Genomic DNA, 16,153 nt, shown 5'->3' on the forward strand with positions numbered 1-16,153 from the left:
GTCGCCGACTAGGCCTTCTTTCAGCAGCGTTTGGCGATGTACGGGGCGCCTCAGTCGCCCTTCGGCTGCTCGATTCGCTGGGCGATGGCGGCGACGAGCTGCTGGAACTGCGCATTGTCGCGCAAGTTGATGTCGCGCTGCGGGAAGGGGATTTCGATGTCGTTTTCCTGGAACAGGTCCCAGAGTTTCTTGAGCACTTCGGAGCGGACATTGCCCGTCCCCTCTTCGGGGTCGGTGATCCAGCAGTGGATCACGAAGTCGACCGAACTGTCGCCGTAGCCGGCCAGCCAGACGCTCGGCGCGGGCTTGGTGAGCACGCGTTTGCACGATGCCGCGGCCTCGAGCATCAGCGCCTCGGCCTTCTTGATATCGCAGTTGTACGATACCCCCACGTGCACCTGCATGCGCACTTCGCGGCTCGAGTAGGACCAGTTTTCGACCTGGTTGATCATCAGGTTCTCGTTCGGGATCAGGTACTCGCGCTCGTCGCGGGTGGTGACCGAGACCGCGCGAATGCCGATCTTGCGGATCTGGCCGAAGGTCTCGTTGCCGGCCTGGTCGGCGATGGCGATGACGTCGCCCGGCTTGATCGAGCGGTCCATCAGCAGGATGATTCCGGCGATCAGGTTGCCGAAGGTCTTCTGCAGGCCGAAGCCGATGGCGAGGCCGAAGGCGCCGGAGAACACCGCGAGCGCGGTCAGGTCGATGCCGAGGATGTCGATGCCGATGAAGATCGCCAGCGCCCAGATGACGATGCTGAGCAGCTTTTCGCCCAGCAGCCGCTGCGAGGCATCGAGCCGGTGAAAGCGGGCAAGGAACTTCTTTGCCAGCCACGTGCCGACGCGGGCGACGACAAGCACGCCGACCACGACCATGATGATGACCGATACGCTCCATACGGAAACGCGGGTGTCGGCCACGGTAAAGCCGATTGCGTCGAGCTGCCGGACGATATCGCCCACGGTCCCGCTATGCTGCGCGACCGTGTCCTTGAGCACTTCGGCCCCCTGCAGGACCTCGGTCTCGGTCGGCGTCGGTGTCGGAGTGGGGATGGCCGTGGCGGCGGACGTCGCCGCGCTGGTGGCCTCGGCGACAGGGTCGAGTGCCGATGCGCTCACGCGCCGTCCATCGCGGCAAATGCCCGGTCGAGATCGCTCATCAGGTCCTCCGCTGCCTCGAGACCGATCGATACGCGAATACCGAGGCAGTCCTCAACCCTCCATCGCGCCGGGGGCCAGGCGGTGGCCGTGCGCGCCCGGCCGGCATCGAAAGGCACGACAAGGCTTTCGAAGCCGCCCCAGGAATACCCGATGCCGAACAGCTCGAGGCTGTCGACGAACCGCGCCCGCGCTGCCTCGTCGCGGCCCCTGAGGACGAAACTGAACAGCCCGCAGCCCCCGTCGAAATCGCGCTTCCACAGCGCGTGGCCCGGCGCCTCCGCCAGCATCGGGCACAGCACGTGCGCCACCTCGTCGCGCTGCGCCAGCCACTCGGCGATTTTCAGCGCCGAGGCGCTCGAGCGCTCGAGCCGGACGCCCATCGTGCGCAGACCGCGCAGGGCGAGCGCGGCGTCGTCGGGCGAGACCACGATGCCGAGCGCCTGGGCCTTGGTGCGCAGCTTGCGGTAGAGCGCCCCTGCCGCGGCGGCCGAACCCATCATCACGTCGGAGTGGCCGCCGACGTGCTTCGTAAGGCTCATGATCGACACGTCGCAGCCATGCTGTAGCGCCGCGAAGCCGAGCGGCGAGGCCCAGGTGTTGTCGAGCAGGCTCACCGCGCCCTTGTCGCGGGCCATGGCGGCGAGCGCGGGAATGTCGCACACTTCCATCGTCAGGCTCCCGGGGCTTTCGAGCAGCACCGCGGCGGTGCGCTCGCAGAATGCGCCGGGAAAGGCATCGAGGTCGAGCGGTTCGAAGAAGCGCACCTCGACGCCGAAATCGGCGAGCAAGCTCTTGGCCATTGCCCGGCTCGGTTCGTAGGCGTTGTCGGTCATCAGCAGGACATCGCCGGACTTGAGCACCGCGAGCAGCGCCCCGGCGATGGCGGCGACGCCGCTGGGGTATAGCACCGTCCCCTCCGCGCCCGGCTCGAGCTCGGTCAGCGCCTCGGCCAGCGACCACTGCGTCGGCGACCCGCGCCGCCCGTAGTAGAAGTATCCGTCCGCGTTGGGCCGTCCCTTGGCGAGGTCGGCGGAATCTTCGTAGAGATGGGTGCTGGCGCGCCACACCGGCGGGCTGACCACCGAGCCGGTCCATTCCTTGCGCCGCCCGGCTTCGACGAGGCGGGTGGCGGGGCGATGGTCGCTCTTCGCCGTCATCGCCAACTCCGTTCGTCCCCGGACTTGATCCGGGGTTGTCGGAGCACGCGCGCGCCCCTCGAAAGGCTCAGGGCGAACGGCAGAAGGGAAAAGGCCGAATTCAAGCCGCCGGCCCCGTTTCCTTGGGCGTCGCCGGATCGGCGGCCCATTCGCTCCAGCTCCCGTCGTAGAGCGCGACGTCGCGCTTGCCGAGGCGGTCGAGTGCGAAAAGCAACACGCAGGCCGTCACCCCGCCGCCGCAGGTGGTGACGATCGGCCCGTCCATGTCGGTTCCCGCCTCGGCGAAGGCGCGGCGCAGGTCCTTGTCGTCGGCAAAGGTGCCGTCGGCATTGAGCAGCAGATCGAAGGGCAGGTTGCGCGAGCCGGGAATATGGCCGCTGACCACGCCGGGCCGGAAGTCCTCGACCTCGCCGGTGAAGCGCGCGCGGCCGCGGGCGTCGATGACCTGTTCGGACTTGCGCCCGAGGTTGGCGAGCATCTCCGCCTTGAGGCGCACGGTCCCGGGGCCCGGCTGGGATTCGAAGTCGCCGGCGGGGACCTCGGGCATTCCGCTCTCCAGGTCGCGCCCCTCGGCGCGCCACTTGCCCAGGCCGCCGTCGAGGATCGCCACCTCGGCGCCGTGCAGCCGGGCGATGAACCAGGCCCGCGCCGAGGTCTTCACCGCGCTGTCGTCGTAGACCACCAGGCGGTCACCCGCGTTCACCCCCAGCGCGCGCATTCGCTCCGCGAACTGTGCGGCGGTCGGCACCGCCGAGGGGACCGGGCTGTCGGGATCGATCAGCGTCGGCAGGTCGAGGAAGCGCGCGCCGGGGATGTGCGCGGCGCCGAACTCGGCGCGCGGATCGCGTGCCGCGTCGGGCAGGTGCGCCGATGCGTCGAGCACGACGAGGCCGGGGTCGCCGAGGTGCTCGGCGAGCCAGGCGGTGGAGACGAGGTTATCCATGCCCCCCGGGGTAGGAAATGCGCGGGCACGCGTCCAGCTAGAAGGCGCGGCCGGTCAGCCCTTCGACCGAGCGCAGGCCGATATCGAGCCGGTACGGCTGGATCGCCCCGTTCGCCCCGGGCTGGCCGACGACGACGGTGAAGCAGCGCGGCGCTTCGCCGTCAGAGGAGGTGCGGAAGCGCGCCAGCGGGACGAGCACGACCGCGCTGCCCTGTCGGATCGGCACGACGTTGGCCAGCGGCAGCCGCAGCTCGCCCTTCAGCGCGACGGTTTCGCCCGGGGGCAGCGAGGCGACCCGGTGTTGCTCGGCCAGCGCGCTGTCCGGCGCGGCGAGCTGCGCCTCGCGCGGCAGCGAAGCATGCGCCCCAACGAGGTCGGCGGCAACTGCGAGGTTGCTCAGCGCGTCCGATCCCCGGTTGGTCAGCTCGAGGCGGTAGCCGAGCGTCATGTTCATCATCGTCTGGGTGAGCTTGAGGGGCTCGATGCGGATATGCAGCGGGTGATCCGCGTGCGCAGCCGCAGCCGGCTCGGGCGCCTCGGCCGGAACGGGCACGGCAGCGCCGGTGGTGACGAACGTCGGCGCGGGCGGCGCGGCGGCGGTCCCGCCACCTTCCGGCGCCGCCGGCTTGTCGGGGACGCGCGGGCGCTCGATTTCGGGGACGATCAGCACCGTCGCGCGCGGTCCGGCGCTTCTGCGCCGCAGCCACAGGCCAAAGCCCGCCAGCGCGAGCAGCGCCGCCACCGCGCCGATCCAGCCCCACGGCAGGCCGCCCTCGGCGTCTGCGGCCGCGGTGGCGGCGGGCGCCGCGGCGGCCCCGGGCGCGGGGGTGAACGCGGGCAGCGGCACTGTGCCGGCAGAGGCAGTCGGCCGCGGTGAGGGGGCTGGTGTGCCCGCCGCGGAAGTCGCGGCCGGGCTCGGCGTGGGCGACGGACGCGCACTCAGCCGCGGCGTCGGGCCGGGCGAGGGCCGCGCGCTGGGTGAAGGAAGCGGCTGGATCACCGGCGTGGCGGAGGTTCCGGCTGCGCCCGAGGGCACCGGCCTCGGCGCAGCGCTGGGGGCGGTAGCGGGGGTGGGAGAGGGCGTCGGCGTGGGTGCGGCGACGGGTCGCGGCAGCTCGGGATCGACCGGGCCTTCGACCCGCGGCGTCGGCGTCGGCGAGGGCGCCGGCGGGAGGCGGAAATCGCTGACCGCGGCCTGCGCCGAAACGGCTGTCAGCGCGGCGATGCCGGCGAGGGGGAGGGCGCGTCGTAGCATGGGCTGTATGGTCGCCCGCGATGAGGCGGGGCGCGGTGAATAGCCGCTGAATTCGCCGCGTCAACGCGCGCCCGCTTGCGGGACGCGGCGCGAAGCGGCATCAGGCGTGGCATGAACGACACGCACGATACCGGCGCCGCCCCGCTTCATCTCGGCCGCCAGAGCGCGCTGCCCGCCTCGCCGGGCGAGGCAACGCTCGACTACGTGCCCAACCCGCGCCCGGCCGCGCTCTACTGCGTGCGCTTCGCCGCGCCCGAGTTCACTTCGCTGTGCCCGGTGACGGGCCAGCCCGACTTCGCCCACCTGGTCATCGACTACGCCCCAGCCGAGAGCATCGTCGAGAGCAAGAGCCTCAAGCTGTTCCTCTCCGCTTTTCGCAACCACTGCGGCTTCCACGAGGACGTCACCGTCGGCATCGGCCAGCGCCTCGCCGAAGAGATGCAGCCGCGCTGGCTGCGCATCGGCGGCTACTGGTACCCGCGCGGCGGTATCCCCATCGACGTCTTCTGGCAGACGGGCCCTGTGCCCGAGGGGCTGTGGGTGCCGGACCAGGGTGTGCCGGGCTATCGGGGCAGGGGGTAAGAGGTAAGGGGTAGCCAAGACCGTCCGCCGTGTCATCCACCGACGGGGCAACCTGTCTCTTGAATGGCTGCTAGTGGGTGGTTTGCGGACTGGCAGGTTCGAACGGCTTTAGGGGGTAAAGCAGCCGTTCGTGGGGCCGAAAAGCTTCGGCAGCAATCGCCTCATTTCTGTCATTCCGGGGACAGGTCATCAGTTCCGAAGCGCGCAATTCCGCGCTGCGATCTATTCAGAATGCAACGATGTGTACCAGACAGCGGCTCTTGAGTCCGACCTCGCGTTTTTTGGTCTGTGGTTCCGGCGTAAATGCTCCGCGCGCAGTGCAAAAGCCCGCGCGCGGCCTTACTCGGCGTGGAGCCATTCCGGAAAATTCTGCTCGACCCAATGCCGCTGGTTGCCAACCAACCAGTCTTTGGTCGGACGAATCTGCTGGATAAGATCGAGATCGCGATCCACCTCTTCCGCCTTGTCGTAGAGAACGTAGCGGACCTTCTCCTTCTCCATCCGGGCCTTCAGCGGGTCGGAGAAGAAGACGTGTCCGCCAAGTATCAGCCGCGAAACCCACAGGTGGTGGTCGCCGATCGCGGGTCTGCTCAGCACCAGGTCGCTCGCGGTTCCGTTGAGGAAAGGCATGCCTTTCCACTCGCCCGCCTTCTTCTCGGACCAGTGCAGAGACTTCGACTGGTCGGGAAGGATGGCGTCGAAGCGCTGGCACGCGTTGAAGATGAAATACTCCTCCTCGTAGGGCGTGCCGTCTTTCGCGTTGAGCGAGATCGGGAAGAACTGGTGCGTGTCGGGCTCGAACTCCTCGACGATCGACTTGAACTTCGCGCTGACGGCGTTCAGGCCCGGCATCGGGAACACGTCGCACAGCTTCTTCTTGTCTTTCTGAGTCGCCCTGGTCGGAAGCATCGAGAGGTCATCGACCACCCTGCCATGGCTGAAGCCGAAGAGCGCGAGGGTCTCCGGCCTGTCGTCCCACTTGAAGTCCGGACGCCGTGGAGCGCCGTATTCCATCTGAACGGCCCAAGCCATCCCGGCTCCCTCCGACCCAAACCACCATTGCTACTTCGCGGCGCGGCGCGCGCCAATGTACATTGGCGCAGCAAATGCGAACGAGTCAAGTCGGCGGGAACCTAGTCGTCAGTACTTCTAAGCTTTAATTCGCCAGTGCGAGGATCTGTCAGGGTCACATTTTCCAGAGCTTTGACTAGCCACCCGTTGTTTTCACGAGTCAAGACCGCAAGAATAAGTGTATCGACCTTTGTGACGCCTGCTGGATGTGCTGATCCAGTGGTGAGACGGCTCCAAAAGTGTGCGACAACGACACCTTCAGCAATTGTAGTCGTATCGATTGTCTCATTTTCGAGTGTCGAATCGCTATAGACGGTTTCATGGATTGGCTTGTGCAGGCCGACGATCTGGTCAACTCCGTGCACCAAATGCCCAAAACGATTCACAAAGCTAGCATCCTTGTGAAAGAGGGCTGCGAGCGCACTCATATCGTGTGAGTTCCACGCATTCTGAAACTCTCGGGCGAAGTCTTCCGGCGATGCTAGAAATGGCAATCAAACCTCCACGGCGATTAGCTTCTGCGACTGCTTTAAAGATCAAAAAATGATGAGGTCAACGTCCGCAATTGGGTCGTTTGTCGCCAGGCAACTTATGGCACGGAAGGTTCGATAGCGGTCTGTCGGCCCTTGGGTGCTCCCCGGCAAAATCATTTTCCTACACGCCCCGTCCTGCATAAGGGATCCGATTCGCTGTTCGTCCCGGCAGGAGAAGCGGATCATGGCCATCGTCTCTCAATCCACTCGCAAGCCCCGCCGGGACGGGTGGACGCCGGAGCGCCGCGCGCAGTTCCTCGACCACCTTGCCCGCGGGTGTGACGTCAGGCGGGCCTGCGCGTGCGTCGGGATGTCGCGGCAGAAGGCCTATGCGCTGCGCGGGCGCGATGCGGGTTTCGCGCGGGCGTGGGACGAGGCGCTGCGCACGGCGGGGAACGGGGCCGATGCGGCCTTGCTGGCGGCCCTGCCTGAGAACCTGCTCAGGACGATGTCCGCCATGACAGGGGAAGGCTGCGTCTCAGGGGGCGCTTTTTTGCCCCTGGACCGTGTCACACCCGGTCCATCCGTGTCACCTTCTTGCGGCGGAATGGTGCCGGCTGAGGGATTTGAACCCCCGACCTTCGGTTTACAAAACCGCTGCACTACCACTGTGCTAAGCCGGCACGCCCGTTCTCCCCGTCGTCCTGCGCGAGTGCACCACGACGGGCCGTGCTCCCCTAGCGAAGCGGGCCGGCAAGGCAAGGGGCGGCGTGCCGGCGCAGCGGCCTCAGGCGCGGGCGACCGAGCGGGCGACGAGCGAGTCGAGTACGAAGAACCCGGCCACCGTCGCGAGTGAGACCAGCGCCATCTTGCGCGCCGATCCGTGCGCGCCCTTGGCCGCGTAGCCGGCGGCGGCGACGTCGAGGAGGTCGCCCCCGGCGCGCGCGACGAGCGGCCAGGCGCTGCCCGGCCGGGCGAGCACGCCGACGCCGGCGGCGATCTCGCGGGCGCCGAAGGCGCGGACCAGCTTGTCGCCGTCCGGCGCGCCGTGGGCGCGGGCGATCTTGCGCGGCGCGAGCAGCTCGGCGGCGCCGAGCGCGAGCGAGAACCAGCCGAGCGGCTTGGCGAGAGATGAGAGGCGCATGATGGGGATCTCCTTTGTGCAATCGGGTGTCGCCCGAACAACGGCGCCGGCCGGCAATCGGTCCGCGCGAGTGGCCCGAACGCGTTGAAATGATGGACGGAACAGGCGACCCGTGGTCAGGGCACCCCGAAAGTCCAGCCCTCGGTCGCGGCGATGGCATCGGTCATGGCAGCCGGCGACCAAAGCTCGGGTTGGCCGGCCGCGGTGCGCAGCCAAGCCGCGGTGACGAGGGCGTCGGCCGAGTGGTCGTCGGTCGGGCCGCTAGCGGGAACCGGGGGCGAGCCGAGCGCGGCGAGCGCCGCGTTGACCTCCTCGAAGCTGCGCATCTTCGCCTTGCCCGCACTGCGGCCCGCGGCGAGCGCGGCGATGGTGGTGTAGATCTCGGTCACCACCGACCCGGCGGCGGGCAGCGGATCGACCGGCCAGACCGGCACCCGGCCGGCGAGGCGGTGAAGCAGGCGCATTCCAGTCAGGCTCGACTTGCCGACCTGCGACGCGCCGACGAGGTTGAAGTTCGAGGTCGGGCGGCAGCCGAGCCTGGCCTGCTCGGCCTCGGTTACCCGGAAACGCCCGCGGCCATGCCCGGCGCCGTCGCAGCGGAAATGCGCGCCTTCCCGGGTGCCGTTGCGGAAGAACGCAGAGGCGGCGGGATGATCGACGAAACCCTGCGCGGCAAAGTGCGGATCGGCGGCGCACAGCCGGTCGACCAGCGCCCAGAGCGCGCGGGCGTCGGGCGGGCTCTCGTCCCAGCCGGGAAAGAACGCGCCGCAGTCGGCGAAGGGCAGCGAGATGCCAAGGTCGAGCCCGACCAGCGTGTCGGGCGGCAGGTCCTGCAGCAGGGCCAGCACGTCGCTTCGGGACCAACGGTGGTCGACCAGAGTCGGGGCGCCCCCCGCAGCGTCGGCAATGGCAACCGCGAGGCCCTTGTGCCGCTCGCCGGCCGCGCCCGACCAGTCGATCGCGACGAAGTGCCGGAAGCGCTCAGCCACGCTCGCGCCGCAGCTTGTCCCAGTACTCCATGCGCTTGGCCACCTCGCGCTCGAAACCGCGCTCGACCGGACGGTAATAGCGCTGCGGCGCCATGCCCTCGGGCCAGTAGTCGGCTCCGGAGAAGCCGTCCTCGGCATCGTGGTCGTAGGCGTAATCCTTGCCGTAGCCGATGTCCTTCATCAGCTTGGTCGGGGCGTTCACGATGTTCATCGGCGGCATCAGGCTGCCGGTCTCGCGCGCGCTCTTCCAGGCCGCCTTCTGGGCCTTGTAGGCGGCGTTCGATTTGGGCGCGGTGGCGCAGTAGAGGCAGGCCTGGACGATCGCCAGTTCGCCTTCGGGCGTGCCGAGGAACTGGTAGGCCTCCTTGGCGGCGATACACTGGGCCAGCGCCTGCGGGTCGGCGAGGCCAATGTCCTCGACCGCGGCGCGGGTCAGCCGGCGCAGCACGAACAGCGGCTCTTCGCCCGCGACGAGCATTCGCGCGAGGTAATAGAGCGTGGCCTGCGGATCGGACCCGCGCAGGCTTTTGTGCCAGGCGCTGATGAGGTTGTAATGTCCTTCGCGATCCTTGTCGTAGACCGCCACCCGGCGCTGCAGGAATTCGCCGAGCTCGGCTGGCCCAAGCGGCGCGTCTATCCCGGCGGAATAGAGCGTTTCGGCCTGGTTGAGCAGAAACCGTCCGTCGCCGTCGGCGCTCGCGACCAGCGCGTCGCGCGCCTCGGGGGTGAGTGGCAAGGGACCTTCGAGTTCCTCGGCGCGGGCGAGCAGCTGCTCGAGCGCTTCGGCGTCGAGGCGGTGGAGGATCAGCACCTGCGCGCGGCTCAGCAGAGCGGCGTTGAGCTCAAAGCTCGGGTTCTCGGTTGTTGCTCCGACCAGCGTCACCGTGCCGCGTTCGACAAAGGGCAGGAAGCCGTCTTGCTGGGCGCGGTTGAAACGGTGGATCTCGTCCACGAACAGCAAGGTGCGCTGCCCGGCTTCGCGCGCCTTCTCGGCCTCGACAAAGGCCTTCTTGAGGTCGGCGACCCCGCTGAACACCGCGCTGATCGCGACGTAGCGCATGCCCGTGGCATGGGCGAGAAGGCGGGCGATCGAGGTCTTGCCGGTGCCGGGCGGCCCCCACAGCACCATGCTCGACAGCTTGCCCGCCGCGACCATGCGGCCGATCGCGCCTTGCGGACCGGTCAGGTGGTCCTGGCCGATGACTTCGTTCAGCGCTGCGGGCCGCAGACGATCCGCGAGCGGCGCATCCTCGCGTGCGGAATCGGCGCCGTTTGGCTGCTGCGAGACGGTGTCGGGGAAGAGGTCGGCCATGGCCGGACTAGATAGGCACCCGAAGCGCGATTGCCCAGCAACGCGTCGATCGGCGCCTCTCCAGGCGTCCTCTACGGCAGAATATTCGTCAAAGGGTCTTGCATCTTCGATAATCTAAGATATATCGCAGAACATCGAAGAGAAGGATATTCACGATGCGATGCAATTTAGACGAGCGCGAAATGCGCCGCGCCTGGAGGCAGGCCGCCCGTGCCGGGAGGCGCATGTCACGCGAATTCGGGCGCCACGCCGGCTTTGGTCCCGAAGGGCCGTTCGGGCCGGATGGCCCCTTCGGCACCGACGGACCGTTCGGCCCGGAAGGCCCGTTTGGGCCCGGCGGTCCCTTCGGCGGGGGCGGCGGCCGCAGGCGCCGCATGTTCGACCGCGCCGAACTGCGCCTCGCCTTGCTCAAGCTGATCGCCGAGCAACCGCGACACGGGTACGACCTCATCAAGGCAATGGAAGAGCTGACCGCCGGCGAATACGCCCCGAGCCCGGGGGTGATCTATCCCACTTTGCAGCTGATGGTCGACGAAGGCGTCATCGCCGAACTGCCCGACGATACCTCGCGCAAGGTGTTCGAAGCGACCGCTTCAGGGCGCGAGGAGCTGGAACGGGAAGCCGCCACCGTCGACGCGCTGTTCGAGCGGCTCGCAAAGGTCGGCGAGAAGGTGCACTCTTCTCCGCACCGGCAGATGCATCGGGCGATGGAAAACTTGCGCAACGCCGTCCGGTTGCACCGGCGCGCGGGGGACTTCGGCGGCAAGATCATTGAGGATATCGTCGACGTCATCGACGAGGCCGCGCGCAAGATCGAGCGCCTCTAGGCCGAGCCGCCCTCGCCGCGATATTCCCTCCTCTCGGGTCCAGAGGCCCGAGGGGAGGGGCCGCAGGCGGCGGTCCTCTGTCTGGCATAACGGCTACGCCAGCGGGGCAGCACTGCCTTTGCGCGCGGCGATAAGCCGCAGGTAAGTGTCGGCCACGGCCTGGTTGATAGCGTCCCACGAATAGGCCCGGCTGCGCTCTTCGCCGGCGGCGCCGTGCGCCCGGCGAAGCTCGGGATCGGCGATATAGCGGGCAAGCGCATCGGCGAAGCCCGCCGCGTCGCCCGGCTCCACCATCAGGCCGGTGACCCCGTCGTCGACGAGACTGGAACTCCCAGTCGCGCGCGCGGCGAGAACCGGTACGCCGCAGGCCATGGCTTCGAGGGTGACGTTGCCGAACGTCTCGGTCACCGAAGGGTTGAACAGCACGTCGAGCGAGGCGACCGCACGGCCGAGATTCGTTCCGCCCTGGAAGCCGGCGAACACCGCGTCGGGCAACCGCTCGGCGAACCAGCCCCGCGCCGGGCCGTCACCGATGACGAGGACGCGGTGTGCGATCTTGCGCTTGGCCAGTTGGTCGATGGCGTCGGCGAAAGCGTCGAGGCCCTTCTCCATGACCAGCCGGCCGAGAAAGCCGATGGCGACCTCCTCGTCGGCGATGCCGAGCGAACGGCGCCATTCGAGGCTGCGGCGATCGGGCGAGAAGATGTTGCGGTCGACTCCGCGTTCCCACAGCGAGATGTCGTCGTTCATGCCCTGCTCGCGCAGCACTTCGACCATCCCGGCCGAGGGCGTCACCAGCGCATCGCAGCGCCGGTACAGCCCGCGAATCCAGTCTTCGCAGGGCTTCTCGAGAAAGCCGATCCCGTAGTAGCGAAAGTAGGTTTCGAAGCGCGTGTGCACCGAAGCGAGGATCGGTATGCCGTGGCTCTGCGCCCAACGCGCCGCAGCGCGTGCCGAAAGATCGGGCGAGGACAAGTGCACGATGTGCGGATCGAACGCTTCGAGGTCGCCGCGGACGCGGGCGTTGAGGCCGAGCGGAAAGCGGTATTCGGCGCGCGTTGGGATGGCGATCGAGGGGAGCGAAACCAGAGTTCCCTGCGGCTCGAAGGCCGGATCGTCGCTGGTCGGCGAATAGACGCGCACGGTCGCGCCCTGCCGTTGCAGATATTCGACCAACCGGTTGAGCGCCCGATTGGCCCCGTCGACGGTCATGTTGTAATTGCCGCTGAACAAGGCAATTCGCAGGCCCGAGATCCTCATGCGAGCGCCCATAATGGCGAAAGTCGCATATGGCGAGGGGCGCACGGCCAATGCGCTTGCAAGCGAATGCTTATTTAGGCTAGTGCCTAATTACCATGAGTGTAGTCTTCGATGCCCTGTCGCATCCAATCCGCCGCGAAGTGCTCGAGCTGCTCAAGCGCGGCGGCATGACCGCGGGCCAGCTGGCGGATCACTTTCCGGTCAGCAAGCCGACCATGTCGGGCCATTTCGCCAAGCTCAAGGCGGCCGGGCTGATCCGCGGCGAGAATCGCGCCGGGCACATCGTCTACACGCTCAACCTGTCGACGCTCGAGGAAGCGGTGATGGGGTTCATGAATCGCATGGGCATAAGCCGCGGTGCGGATGCCGGCGGCCGCCCGGAGACGGAGAATTCGCCATGAAGACGGGCAAGCTGCTGCTCATTTCGCTGGTCGTTTGCGCGGCGATGTCGGCCTTCGCCTTCTATGCCGCGGCGCGCCTGCCGGCCGGAGCCGAACTGGCGACGCACTGGAATCTCAGCGGCGAGGCCGACCGCACCCAGCCGGCGCTGATGGCGCTGTTGTTGCCGGCCGGGATCGGACTGCTGGTCTCGCTGGTATTCTCGGTCTTGCCGAGGATCGAACCGTTGCAGGATCGGCTGGAAGCCTCGGCTCCGCTGATGCGCACGGCATGGATCGGCGTGCTTGTCCTGCTGGTCTTCGTGCAGGCCATGATCGGCGCGCAGGCCTTCGGCTACCACGTCCGCGGGGACATGATCATGCTCCCGCTCGGGCTGTTCCTGCTGGTCTTGGGCAATGTGCTGCCCAAGTCGCGGCCAGGCTTCTTCGTCGGCATCCGTACGCCGTGGACGATTGTCGACGAGGACGTGTGGATTGCGACACACCGGCTGGGCGGCAAGCTGATGATGCTGGCCGGCGCAGTGCTCGTCGTTCTTTCGCTGCTCCCATTCGACGCACATGTGCGCGGCCCGGTCATGCTGGCGGTGATCCTTGCCAGTGCCTTGGTGCCGATTGTCTATAGCTGGTGGTTGTGGAGCCGGAAGAAGCGCGGCGCGTGATGCGTGGTTCCTTCGCAATACCGAGTGTGACACGCGGGCAACAATAAGCGTTACGCCTGTTACTAGTTTTGCGCAGGCGATTGAGTATCCCCAGACAGGCGATTATCAGGGTCCGCTTGGACTGCTCGGCGCCGACCGCAAGATGTGGCCCGCGTCGTTGGGAGATGGAGAACTCAATGCTGAAGGTATCTGCCGGCAAGTCCGGTCTTGTCCGCGCTTTCCTGCTCACCGGAACGGCTTTCGCCGCTCTGCACGCGCCCGCGGCGCAGGCCCAGGACGAGGGCAATTCCGAAGACCAGGCGGCCGTCCAACCCGAGTCCAGCGGCAACGAGATCGTCGTCACCGCGACGAAGCGCGAGCAGACTCTTCAGGAAGTCCCTGTCGCGGTTACCGTGACCACCGCCGAGACCATCGAGCGCGCGCAAATCCGCGACCTCAAGGACCTGCAGACCGTCGTGCCCTCGCTCAGCGTCGGCCAGCGCCAGAACCTTGGCGCCACCAACTTCTTCATCCGCGGTTTCGGCAACGGCGCCAACAATCCAGGTATCGAACCCTCGGTCGGCGTCTTCGTCGACGGGGTCTATCGCTCGCGCACGGTGTCGCAGATTACCGACCTGCCGGATGTGCAGCGCATCGAGGTCCTGCGCGGGCCCCAATCGACTCTGTTCGGCAAGAACGCCTCGGCCGGCGTGATCTCGATCACCACCAAGAAGCCTTCGTTCGAATTCGGCGGTTCGGCCGAATTGAGCTACGGCAACTACGATGCGCTGGTCGGCAAGGCGCTGGTCACCGGGCCTCTCAGCGAGGACACCGCCTTCAGCATCGCCGGCGGCTTCAACAAGCGCGACGGCTTCTTCAAGGACGCGGCCACCGGGGACCGCACCAACGAACGCGATCGCTGGTTCGTTCGCGGGCAACTGCTGTACGAAGGCGATGCGGGCTCGATCCGCGTGATCGGCGATTACGACAAGATCGACGAGAACTGCTGCGGCGTCGTCAATCTCCAGCCCGGCCCGACTTACCCCGCGGTCCTGGCGCTCGGCGGGCGGACCAACGATCCGAACGATCCGTTCAGCCGGGTGGTCTACAACAACTTCAATTCGGTCAACAAGATCGAGAACTTCGGCGGGTCGATCGAGCTGCAAGGCGATCTGGGGCCGGGTACGGTCACCGCGATCAGCGCGCTGCGCAAGACCAATTCGTTGGCGGTCCAGGATCCGGATTTCACCAGCGCCGACCTGGTCTATCCCCTGCTGCAGGACACCAAGATCAAGACCTTCACGCAGGAACTGCGCTGGACCGGCGAAGTTGCCAGCGGCCTCAACCTGCTGCTCGGCGCGTTTTTCCTGACCGACAAAGTCGATCAACGCGAAACGCTGCTCTACGGCACGCAGTTTCGGCCCTACGCCAACATCCTGATCCAGGGCGCAACGGGCGGGGCACTCGACGTGCCGACCCTCGAGGGCACCTTCGGTGCGCTCGAAGGTCAGCCGACGAAATATCTCAACCAGTTCTTCCAACCGGGGCAGGGTTTCGACAACCAGTTCTCGCTGTCGAGCCGATCGCTCTCGCTGTTCGGACAAGCCGATTTCGAGATTACCGACGGACTCGTCTTCACCGCGGGCGGCAACTGGACCACCGACAGCAAGCACTTCAGGACCGAGGCGGTCAGCACCGACACGTTCGCTGCGATCGACTTCAATGCGCCGCAGTATGCGCCGTTCCGCCAGCAGCTGCTCTACGGCGGCGCGCTCGCGGCCGGCGTGGGCCAGGCGCTGGGTCTCGGCCGTTCGGCCACCCAGGCGGAAATCTTCGCCTTCGCCACCGGCGCGAGCCCGGCGGGTGCCGCAGGCGCCACCGCCTACGCGACGGTCATCGCACCGGGCGCCACGGCCTATGCCAACGCCAACGCCAACAACCCGCTGGCCAATCCGCTAAATGCGCTCAAGCCGCTGCAATTCCTGCCGCCGTTCCTCAACCTGCCGAACGCGGTCGAACCGGGCAAAACCCAGGACGACAACTTCAGCTACACGCTGCGGCTCGCTTACGACGTCAGTCCCTCGCTCAATGTCTATGCGAGCTACGCGACGGGCTTCAAGGCGAGCTCGGTCAACCTGTCACGCGACAGCCGCCCGTTCCTTGCGGACCGCACGGCCATCATGAATGCCGGGATCGCAGTACCCAACCTGACCTATGGCAGCCGCTACGCCGGCCCGGAAAAGTCGCGCGTGATGGAAGCCGGGTTGAAGTACAACGCGGGCGGCATCTCGGCCAACCTCGCTGTGTTCGATCAGCAGATCGAAGGTTTCCAGACCAATCTGTTCACCGGGACCGGCTTCGCCCTGCTCAACGCCGGCAAGCAGAGCACCGTCGGCGTCGAACTTGAAACGCAGGCCAACTTCAGCGGTTTGACGCTGAATTTCGCAACGACCTACCTCGACCCGAAATACGACAGCTTCAACGCTTCGGCCGTCGGCAACCTGACCGGCACCAGGCCCGCGGGCATCCCCAAGTGGACCGTGGTCATGGGTGCGCAGTACGAAATGCAGGTCGGGCGCGGGACGCTTATTCCCCGCGTGTCGTATCTCTATTCGTCCAAGACGCAGATCGTCGAGGGCCTGCCCGGATTCCTCGTGCGCGGACCCGACGGCTCGATCATCGACAACACGGCGGCACTGGCAGCCGCGAAGCCGTTCACCGTCGAGCGCAACGATCTGACCGCGTCGCTCGGCTACGAATTCGGCAACGGTTTGACGGTGGAAATCTGGGGCCGCAACCTGCTCAAGGACGAGAACATCGAGACGATCTTCGACTCCGTGGCGCAGGCCGGCGGCATTTCGGGCTACATCAACGACCCCAGGACCTACGGGGCGACTGCCCGCTTCAAGTGGTAAAACCCCACGCGGGGGAGGAGGGGAAGGGG

The 16,153-nt window shown here is 67.1% G+C and carries 16 protein-coding genes and 1 tRNA gene; 6 read left to right on the plus strand and 11 right to left on the minus strand.

What is annotated here, in order from left to right; genetic code table 11:
- Positions 1-50 precede the first annotated feature (50 nt).
- The 4 genes from Q7I88_RS06570 to Q7I88_RS06585 all read right to left on the minus strand — a co-directional run bounded on the left by Q7I88_RS06570 (position 51) and on the right by Q7I88_RS06585 (position 4,107).
- Positions 51-1,118 (minus strand): mechanosensitive ion channel family protein, encoded by a 1,068-nt coding sequence (locus Q7I88_RS06570; RefSeq protein ID WP_305098243.1) that lies wholly within the window; start codon positions 1,116-1,118, stop codon positions 51-53.
- On the minus strand, positions 1,115-2,317 hold the full coding sequence (gene metC / locus Q7I88_RS06575; protein ID WP_305098244.1) for a cystathionine beta-lyase: 1,203 nt from the start codon (positions 2,315-2,317) through the stop codon (positions 1,115-1,117). Before metC ends, Q7I88_RS06570 begins: the two co-directional genes overlap by 4 nt.
- A 100-nt stretch (positions 2,318-2,417) precedes the next feature.
- Positions 2,418-3,260 carry a sulfurtransferase gene (locus Q7I88_RS06580; RefSeq protein ID WP_305098246.1) on the minus strand — a complete coding sequence of 281 codons (843 nt, stop codon included), beginning with the start codon at positions 3,258-3,260 and terminating at the stop codon, positions 2,418-2,420.
- A 37-nt stretch (positions 3,261-3,297) separates the two neighbouring features.
- Positions 3,298-4,107 (minus strand): hypothetical protein, encoded by an 810-nt coding sequence (locus Q7I88_RS06585; protein ID WP_305098247.1) that lies wholly within the window; start codon positions 4,105-4,107, stop codon positions 3,298-3,300.
- 40 nt (positions 4,108-4,147) lie between these two features.
- Here Q7I88_RS06585 and Q7I88_RS06590 point away from each other — a divergent pair, with 40 nt between their 5' ends.
- Positions 4,148-4,558 carry a hypothetical protein gene (locus Q7I88_RS06590; protein ID WP_305098248.1) on the plus strand — a complete coding sequence of 137 codons (411 nt, stop codon included), beginning with the start codon at positions 4,148-4,150 and terminating at the stop codon, positions 4,556-4,558.
- A gap of 68 nt (positions 4,559-4,626) precedes the next feature.
- The gene (queF, locus tag Q7I88_RS06595) at positions 4,627-5,097 is read left to right on the plus strand and encodes a preQ(1) synthase (protein ID WP_305098249.1); all 471 of its coding nucleotides are present in this window, start codon (positions 4,627-4,629) and stop codon (positions 5,095-5,097) included.
- Positions 5,098-5,436: 339 nt separating this feature from the next.
- On the opposite strand, the gene Q7I88_RS06600 is transcribed toward queF, so the two are convergent.
- The 6 genes from Q7I88_RS06600 to Q7I88_RS06625 all read right to left on the minus strand — a co-directional run bounded on the left by Q7I88_RS06600 (position 5,437) and on the right by Q7I88_RS06625 (position 10,086).
- Positions 5,437-6,129, minus strand: coding sequence for an imm11 family protein (locus Q7I88_RS06600; RefSeq protein ID WP_305098250.1), 693 nt, complete (start codon positions 6,127-6,129; stop codon positions 5,437-5,439).
- Positions 6,130-6,230: 101 nt separating this feature from the next.
- Positions 6,231-6,662 (minus strand): YybH family protein, encoded by a 432-nt coding sequence (locus Q7I88_RS06605; RefSeq protein WP_439648367.1) that lies wholly within the window; start codon positions 6,660-6,662, stop codon positions 6,231-6,233.
- 587 nt (positions 6,663-7,249) lie between these two features.
- Positions 7,250-7,324 (minus strand) — tRNA-Thr (locus Q7I88_RS06610).
- A 104-nt stretch (positions 7,325-7,428) separates the two neighbouring features.
- Positions 7,429-7,785 carry a hypothetical protein gene (locus tag Q7I88_RS06615; RefSeq protein ID WP_305098252.1) on the minus strand — a complete coding sequence of 119 codons (357 nt, stop codon included), beginning with the start codon at positions 7,783-7,785 and terminating at the stop codon, positions 7,429-7,431.
- Between the two features lie 116 nt (positions 7,786-7,901).
- Entirely contained in the window at positions 7,902-8,774 is an 873-nt protein-coding gene (locus Q7I88_RS06620) for a hypothetical protein (RefSeq protein WP_305098253.1), read from the minus strand.
- Positions 8,767-10,086 carry a replication-associated recombination protein A gene (locus Q7I88_RS06625; protein ID WP_305098254.1) on the minus strand — a complete coding sequence of 440 codons (1,320 nt, stop codon included), beginning with the start codon at positions 10,084-10,086 and terminating at the stop codon, positions 8,767-8,769. The genes Q7I88_RS06620 and Q7I88_RS06625 overlap by 8 nt, the downstream gene beginning before the upstream one ends.
- Before the next feature lie 224 nt (positions 10,087-10,310).
- Between Q7I88_RS06625 and Q7I88_RS06630 the strand changes: the two genes are divergently transcribed.
- Positions 10,311-10,913, plus strand: coding sequence for a PadR family transcriptional regulator (locus tag Q7I88_RS06630; RefSeq protein ID WP_305098255.1), 603 nt, complete (start codon positions 10,311-10,313; stop codon positions 10,911-10,913).
- Positions 10,914-11,006: 93 nt separating this feature from the next.
- On the opposite strand, the gene Q7I88_RS06635 is transcribed toward Q7I88_RS06630, so the two are convergent.
- Positions 11,007-12,173, minus strand: coding sequence for a glycosyltransferase family 4 protein (locus tag Q7I88_RS06635; protein WP_305098256.1), 1,167 nt, complete (start codon positions 12,171-12,173; stop codon positions 11,007-11,009).
- Between the two features lie 95 nt (positions 12,174-12,268).
- Between Q7I88_RS06635 and Q7I88_RS06640 the strand changes: the two genes are divergently transcribed.
- The 3 genes from Q7I88_RS06640 (at position 12,269) to Q7I88_RS06650 (ending at position 16,124) form a co-directional block, all read left to right on the plus strand.
- Positions 12,269-12,574: a metalloregulator ArsR/SmtB family transcription factor gene (locus Q7I88_RS06640; protein WP_305098257.1), complete on the plus strand. Its 306-nt coding sequence runs from the start codon at positions 12,269-12,271 to the stop codon at positions 12,572-12,574.
- Complete coding sequence (locus Q7I88_RS06645) at positions 12,571-13,230, plus strand: SdpI family protein (RefSeq protein WP_305098258.1); 660 nt, start codon at positions 12,571-12,573, stop codon at positions 13,228-13,230. The genes Q7I88_RS06640 and Q7I88_RS06645 overlap by 4 nt, the downstream gene beginning before the upstream one ends.
- A gap of 176 nt (positions 13,231-13,406) precedes the next feature.
- On the plus strand, positions 13,407-16,124 hold the full coding sequence (locus tag Q7I88_RS06650) for a TonB-dependent receptor (RefSeq protein WP_305098259.1): 2,718 nt from the start codon (positions 13,407-13,409) through the stop codon (positions 16,122-16,124).
- Positions 16,125-16,153: the final 29 nt, after the last annotated feature.

The sequence above is a fragment of the Croceibacterium aestuarii genome (assembly GCF_030657335.1).
Lineage (GTDB): Bacteria > Pseudomonadota > Alphaproteobacteria > Sphingomonadales > Sphingomonadaceae > Croceibacterium_B > Croceibacterium_B aestuarii.

What these genes read in the sequence shown, in the direction of transcription:
- metC (WP_305098244.1), bottom strand. Translation starts at nt 2,317, where the DNA reads ATGACGGCGAAGAGCGACCATCGCCCCGCCACCCGCCTCGTCGAAGCC.
- Q7I88_RS06580 (WP_305098246.1), bottom strand. Translation starts at nt 3,260, where the DNA reads ATGGATAACCTCGTCTCCACCGCCTGGCTCGCCGAGCACCTCGGCGAC.
- queF (WP_305098249.1), top strand. Translation starts at nt 4,627, where the DNA reads ATGAACGACACGCACGATACCGGCGCCGCCCCGCTTCATCTCGGCCGC.
- Q7I88_RS06600 (WP_305098250.1), bottom strand. Translation starts at nt 6,129, where the DNA reads ATGGCTTGGGCCGTTCAGATGGAATACGGCGCTCCACGGCGTCCGGAC.
- Q7I88_RS06615 (WP_305098252.1), bottom strand. Translation starts at nt 7,785, where the DNA reads ATGCGCCTCTCATCTCTCGCCAAGCCGCTCGGCTGGTTCTCGCTCGCG.
- Q7I88_RS06625 (WP_305098254.1), bottom strand. Translation starts at nt 10,086, where the DNA reads ATGGCCGACCTCTTCCCCGACACCGTCTCGCAGCAGCCAAACGGCGCC.
- Q7I88_RS06630 (WP_305098255.1), top strand. Translation starts at nt 10,311, where the DNA reads ATGTCACGCGAATTCGGGCGCCACGCCGGCTTTGGTCCCGAAGGGCCG.
- Q7I88_RS06635 (WP_305098256.1), bottom strand. Translation starts at nt 12,173, where the DNA reads ATGAGGATCTCGGGCCTGCGAATTGCCTTGTTCAGCGGCAATTACAAC.
- Q7I88_RS06640 (WP_305098257.1), top strand. Translation starts at nt 12,269, where the DNA reads ATGAGTGTAGTCTTCGATGCCCTGTCGCATCCAATCCGCCGCGAAGTG.
- Q7I88_RS06645 (WP_305098258.1), top strand. Translation starts at nt 12,571, where the DNA reads ATGAAGACGGGCAAGCTGCTGCTCATTTCGCTGGTCGTTTGCGCGGCG.
- Q7I88_RS06650 (WP_305098259.1), top strand. Translation starts at nt 13,407, where the DNA reads ATGCTGAAGGTATCTGCCGGCAAGTCCGGTCTTGTCCGCGCTTTCCTG.